This window comes from Chitinophaga tropicalis (assembly GCF_009758205.1).
Lineage (GTDB): Bacteria > Bacteroidota > Bacteroidia > Chitinophagales > Chitinophagaceae > Chitinophaga > Chitinophaga tropicalis.
The window spans coordinates 21119-27683 of the sequence record NZ_WRXN01000030.1 but is presented as its reverse complement, the minus strand read 5'-3'; the positions used below and the strand labels follow the sequence as shown (position 1 = coordinate 27683).

Below are 6565 nucleotides of genomic sequence, written 5' to 3'. Positions count from 1 at the left end.
TACAGGTGTAAGGGTGGTAACATCGAAGCCGAGTAGTACTAATTGCCCGTAAGCTTTAATTTTATTTTGTAAATAGTGTTATAACATCCCAATATGTAAGTTATTGCGTGCTCCGGGTCACAGGAATCAACAACGCTGCAATAGTGTTGCCGGAACACAGAAGATCATATATTAAAGATCTTATGGTGGTTTTGCCGAGGGTGTTCACCTCTTCCCATTCCGAACAGAGAAGTTAAGCCCCTCATGGCCGATGGTACTGCACTATCATGCGGGAGAGTAGGTAGCTGCCATATTTATTTGAAAAAGCTCCGGACGTTAAGTCTCGGAGCTTTTTTATTTTATACCCTTTTGATCTGATTATCTCCTCTTCCTGAAATCATCATACCAATGGGCAATATTCACGGAAACGCCCATATTAAATGCTACCGGCTGGAAATATTCATTGATATCATAACCACTGTATTTCTCATCATTCAGCAAAGCAGAAAATTGTAACTGCATCTGGCACTTTACATATTTATACCCCACACGGAAAGTGAACGCAGGCTCAAAGAACGGAAGTGTTTTAGCACCTAATCTCATGTAATTGGCCTTCCTGTCAGGATCATTCTCAAAAGCCTTACTACCGGCATATAAACTATAAAAATTCAGCAGGGTGAACCTGGAAGTAAAGGCTGCCTCAATAACAGGATGTGATAAACCTATACCAGGTTGAATGAAGTATTTATTGAAATGTGTTCTCAGCAAATAATCATTTACTACCGGATTGGTGGCATTGTCATAATTACTGCTCAGCGTTTTGAAACTGCCGTTGCCATATCCCGCATAAACGTCAAAGACCATACGTTTTTTGGTATCTAACGGTTGAAAGAAACCCAGGGCGCCTTCAATTACACCGCCGCGGGTATCATCGTCAGTAAAAAGGTCCAGGTCATCCTCCTCTTTGGTGGTGACCAGCGGATAAACATATTGCCCGTTGGCCATAATAGCGACGTTCTTCGTCAATGCAAAAGCAGCCTGGAAATTGGAGGGAGAGACACTTCCCTTGAATTCATGTTTTTCCTTCAGCAGTGGCTCGTTAACGGTATTAGGTACATAGATGTGGTTGTTACAGGCAGATAGCAGCAACAGGCTGCCAGTACATACGAACAAGGTAAATTTGCATTCCATAACATTGTAGGTTTATAGTATCACATACTTGAATCCCGTGGTATAAGTTCAACCGGGAAAACAAAGTGCTTCGGTAATTTCATAGTATCTCCATAGTTGATCAGCTTAATGATAGTATCTATCGCTTTTTGTCCCATTTTATAACCGGACTGCTCTATTGTTGTCAGTGCAGGAGTAACGATGCGGGACGACTGGTCATTGGAATATCCCACAACTTTGATCTGTTCCGGAATACGCACCTGCTGCCGCTTGGCTTCCTGGATAAAGGCAACTGCAGAGGTATCATTGGCAGCAAACAGTCCATCAGGCAGCGGATCCTTTGCCAGCAATTCCCTTGAAGCAACAGTTGCAGCATCCGAAGTAAGGTTGTTTACATACATAAGGCTTTCATCAAAAGGCAGCCCGTATTTGGCCAGTGCTGCTTTATGTCCCCTTAGTCTTTGCTGGTAAAGGTTACAGGTAAGGATACCCGAGAATAAAGCAATATGCCTGCAGCCTTGTTTTATCAGGTGTTCTGTTGCCAGGTAACCACCCCTGAAATCATCCCCTGTAATTGTATATCCCTCAAAATCGGCAGGCACACGGTCATAGAATACAATAGGAATATTATTCTTCACAAAGGGAGAGAAATGCTCGAAAGATGTGGTGAACATAGAGGAAACTGCCAGTAAGCCATCAACACGGAGGGAAAAGAAAGTGTTGACCAGCTCTTTTTCCATTTCTACTGTATCGTCCGACTGACCAATCACAATACTGAACCCATAGCGGTGGGCTTCATGCTGTATACCGCTGATGGCAGTACTCTGAAAATACATAGAGGTACGGGGAACGATCAGTCCTATGATATTGGAACGTTTCTTCCTCAAACTGGATGCTATCCAGTTTGGAACATAACCCATTTCAGTAGCTGTCTGGCGTACCTTTTCACGTGTTTCCTGGTTAATGAGCTTATTATTCTGTAAAGCTCTCGATACCGTGGAAGCAGATAAATTGAGCACCCTTGCTATATCGTAGATAGTAATTTTGGTAGTGCGTTCTTTCACATTTTTGAGGTTCAGTGTATAAATATAAGAATATATTGAGTAATATTTATATTGACTAACATCATTACTTTCATAGCTTTAGATATAAAGCCTAAATAAGAAGAGCGTCTCAGGGTATCCCCGGACGCTCTTCGCATGAATAAAAAAATATATCAGGACACTATTTCGGGTCCAGGATGTCATTGATCCTTTCGGTCAGGTCCAGCAGGTGATAACGGCTGATATTGTCAGGGGCTGCTACTGCTGCGGCCTTGATGTCAGTGCGTAAAGACACCAGGTGTGCACGGGCAATACTGCTGATATCAGTCAGGGTAGGGTCCAGCGGACGATAGCCCATTACCATACTAAGATTAGTCGTTTCCGGTACTGAAAGCAACGTCTGCAGATGTTGTACATATGACTTCTGCAGGTTGCGGCGATATACATCGATTGCCTGGTGTGAATACAGTTCGCTGAATATGCCTTTTTTAAGATCATTCAGTAAAGCGCTGGCCTGGTAGGTAGTGCCGCCCTCATTGGCTTCATTGTTGATCAGTTTATTCAGCGTATTCGTGCTCACTATGCGGTCCAGTACAGGAGTCTGCCGTGAGCTGATAATAGTGGTGGCATTATCGCCTGTACGGGCAAGAATATCTTTGTTCAGCAGCCATTTGGGAGTGGTGAAAAGCTCTTTGTTAAGGAACTGGACAGCCTCCTGTTGAATGGCTTTGGGAACTGCTTCATATATTGCGCCTTCCTGCTCTACCGTTTTCGGTGTTTCATAGATACCGCCAATGTTTTTGGCAACATGTCCCATATAACGTCCAAACTGGGTGTTCACCTCACGGTAAAGCTCTGAGAGGTTGGCATATCCTTCATTGTCTTCCTTAGTCCATGCCAGCAGGTTGGGAATGATACGTTGCAGGTTCCTGATGCCATAGTCGCTCGCTTTCATTGCATTATCCCCAAGGTCTTCATTCTGTGACCGCGGGTCGTTCTGATTCATTTCATTACCGAACCAGTACTTTTTATCCTTCAGCTTTTCAACCGTCCACTTATTCAGCGTAGCTTTTTCATCTTCAGGATTATTGGCACCGGAGATCTGGCGGTATCCCCATTCTATTGCCCATTTATCATAGTAATTGATGCGCGGGTACAGATCTGCTCCTGTTATGCCGTCTCCCGGTTGAGCAATATAATTGAAACGGGCATAATCCATAATGGAGGCAGCATGTCCGTTCTCTTTCACCCATTCCTTATCTCTCAGCTTTTCTACGGGATATGTGGAGCTGGAGCCGAAATTATGACGTAAACCGAGTGTATGGCCAACCTCATGGGAAGATACAAACCTGATAAGCTCGCCCATCAGCTCATCGTCAAACTTCATTTTCCTGGCGCGGGCATCATTAGGTGCGCATTGTACAAAGTACCACATACGCAGCAGGCGCATAACATTATGATACCAGTTAATATGACTCTCCAGTATTTCACCTGAACGGGGATCATGTACGTGAGGGCCACTGGCATTAGGTATATCGGATGGTTTATATACAATTGCAGAGAAGCGCGCATCCTCAAGGCTCCAGGTAGAGTCCTGTTCGCGTGTAGGGGCCAGTTTGGCTACGATCGCGTTTTTGAAGCCGGCTTTTTCAAAAGCGGATTGCCAGTCGTTCACTCCTGATATAAGGTAGGGGATCCACTTTTTAGGTGTGGCAGGATCAATGTAAAAGATGATCGGTTTAATTGGTTCTACCAGTTCTCCTCTCTTATATTTCTCAAGATCTTCCGGTTTGGGTTCCAGTCGCCAGCGGGTGATCATGGAAAGCCTTTTAACACCCTGCGGATCAATATCAAAGTCCGTTACAGAAGCTGTAAAATAACCTACCCGCGGATCAAAGTAGCGGGATCGCATAGGCACTGCCGGCAGCAGGATCATGGAAGAGTTCAGTTCCAGTGTTGCATTGCCGCCCTGGGCAGGCATACCTGGCCCGGCGGGACCTCCGCTCCTTGAATATGTTTTGACGGTCTTGATCTCTGTATTGATAGGATATGATTTCACATCTATGATGTAGGATTTATCCTGTTGTACAGAGCCAAGTTTGAGGCTGGATTTTACAGAAGGATCAAAGAAGAATACATCGTTATCTCCCTGGATATACTCTGTAAGATCGATCACACTGCTGTTCTCCTTATCTGAGTAGGCCCTGATGTCAAATGCTGCTGCAATGGGTTGTATATTGGAATTCATCACAGCATTAAACATTGGTTGTGAAGAATCTTTTGATATTTCTGAGTAAGAAATATTCTTCAGGAAAATGCGGTTGTTAGGACCTTTCTCAAACCGGATCACATTTTCCCCGATTTCATCACCACTGTATCCCATCATTGATGCCCGGAGGCCGGCGGCTGATTTTGAAATGCGATTTACTACCAGGATGTCCCTTCCCAGGAGGGAATCTGGTATCTCGAAGAAAACCTTGTCATCCTGTTTATAAATGTTGAACAGCCCGGAGTCAGCTTTGGCGGAGGCGGTAACCACCTCGCTGAATTTTTTGGGCGCTGTCTTGGCCCCGTTCTTTACAGGTAAGGGTGGGCGTAAGGTAGAGTCTTTTGCTGCGGCGGGTTGATCGTTCTTTTTCTTCCGTTGTGCGATAGCAGTTTGGTTGATCGTGACGTTCAATACCATCGCACTGATACCGGTAAAAGCAAGAGTACGGATTAGTTTTTTGTTCATGGTATTTATTATGAAGGTTGGTTTTAACCTGTTTTTTTAGGGAGGCAGGCGAAAATAAACATATTAAGCAGTAACTTATCGGGGAATTCCATAAACGCCTGAAAAGCTGTAGGAATGGATTATAGGGAAGGGACAGTGTACCGGGGAAACCAGCATTATAGCAATAGTTTATGAATAATTTTGTTGATATGGTGGCTTTTATGCTTATATTACAGGGTGGTTAAACCGCAGTAATGCCTGTACTATTAACGCTTTGAACAGTTGGTGATGCTTAGAATCCACGTTGGGGAAGGATAAACAGTTATCTTAAATGCTGTGACAGTGCAACATTGTAAAAGCATAATAAAGAGGATGAAACGACGGAAAGTGTGATTGGTAGCCGGAATAGAGGAAAAAATACAGGATAAAATTTCTGTTGGAACATTTAAAAAAATTCTTAAATTGTGCGTCCAACTTTGAAAAAAATCAATAAATTTCAGGTTCTAAGAATAGTAATCATAAGGGGAGAGTGACCCAGTTTTGATTCAGGTTGCATTTAATGTTAAGTGTATGCTCAATAAAAAGGTCGAAAAGCCGGCTGCTGGCGGGCTTTGTGAGGTTCGTTAAATTTTGTGAGAATTTTTGAGCTGCACTTGTTTTTTTAAGTCAACCGTATAACTTTGCGAATCACGTATTTATATTGCAGAAATAACAAAAAACAATAGTTTAATCTTTAACACTAAAATTCAATCAACATGGCTGAGACTAAAACAACTGTGACTGCAGCTTCTGCCAAAGCGACTTCTCATCAACCTAAAAAATCATCCAACGTATTTGCATTGTTGGCTGTACCTATTTGTATACTGATAGGTATCCTGTTCTATATTTTCGTTTTAGGTAATCCTGCTAACTTCCAGGGAGGTATCAAAGGCGAGGGCTCACATCCGGTTGAGGAAGGTATAGGAAAATGGTTTGCGACTATCTATCAGGGTGGTGTTATCGTACCTATTCTTATTTCTGTATTACTGATCTGTATCACTTTCGTGATCGAGCGTTTCCTTTATATCTCTAAAGCTAAAGGTAAATTCAGCGGTGCAGAGCTGGTAAGAAAAGTGCAGTATCACCTGGCTAACAAGAATGTAGACGCTGCTCTGGCTGAGTGTGACAAACAGAAAGGTTCTGTAGGTAACGTACTGAAAGCTGGTCTGAAAAAGTACAAAGAAATGATCACCAACACAGAACTGGATACTGAACAGAAGATCCTGACTATCAAGAACGAGATCGAAGAAACTACAGCGCTGGAACTGCCAATGATGGAAAAGAACCTGGTGTTCCTGTCTACTATCGCTTCGGTTGCTACCCTGCTGGGTCTGTTCGGTACAGTATTGGGTATGATCAAATCCTTCTCTGCGATGTCTGCTTCCGGCGCTCCTGATTCCTCTAAACTGGCGTTAGGTATCTCTGAAGCGTTGATCAATACCGCTCTGGGTATCGGTACTTCCGCTATCGCTATCATCATGTATAACTTCTTCACTACCAACATCGACAGTATCACCTATGCAATCGATGAGTCTGGTTTTACTTTAACACAGAGCTTCGCTGCTAACCACAAATAATCTTTTTGATTATTTGTATGGAAAATCAGCAGATTTGAATCTAT

General features: G+C 43.2%; 4 protein-coding genes and 1 rRNA gene. 2 read left to right on the top strand and 3 right to left on the bottom strand.

Annotation, left to right across the window (positions count from 1 at the left end):
- Window positions 1-181 precede the first annotated feature (181 nt).
- A 5S ribosomal RNA gene (gene rrf / locus GO493_RS30275) occupies window positions 182-293 on the top strand.
- Window positions 294-357: 64 nt separating this feature from the next.
- Here rrf and GO493_RS30270 read toward each other — a convergent pair.
- From GO493_RS30270 to GO493_RS30260, 3 genes are all read right to left on the bottom strand, one after another.
- A complete protein-coding gene (locus GO493_RS30270) occupies window positions 358-1170 on the bottom strand; it encodes a hypothetical protein (RefSeq protein ID WP_157309989.1) in 813 nt (270 codons plus the stop codon).
- A 20-nt stretch (window positions 1171-1190) separates the two neighbouring features.
- Window positions 1191-2213: a LacI family DNA-binding transcriptional regulator gene (locus GO493_RS30265; RefSeq protein ID WP_157309988.1), complete on the bottom strand. Its 1023-nt coding sequence runs from the start codon at window positions 2211-2213 to the stop codon at window positions 1191-1193.
- 160 nt (window positions 2214-2373) lie between these two features.
- On the bottom strand, window positions 2374-4926 hold the full coding sequence (locus GO493_RS30260) for a zinc-dependent metalloprotease (protein ID WP_157309987.1): 2553 nt from the start codon (window positions 4924-4926) through the stop codon (window positions 2374-2376).
- A 734-nt stretch (window positions 4927-5660) separates the two neighbouring features.
- Here GO493_RS30260 and GO493_RS30255 point away from each other — a divergent pair.
- The gene (locus tag GO493_RS30255) at window positions 5661-6521 is read left to right on the top strand and encodes a MotA/TolQ/ExbB proton channel family protein (RefSeq protein WP_157309986.1); all 861 of its coding nucleotides are present in this window, start codon (window positions 5661-5663) and stop codon (window positions 6519-6521) included.
- The last annotated feature ends 44 nt before the right edge of the window (window positions 6522-6565 follow it).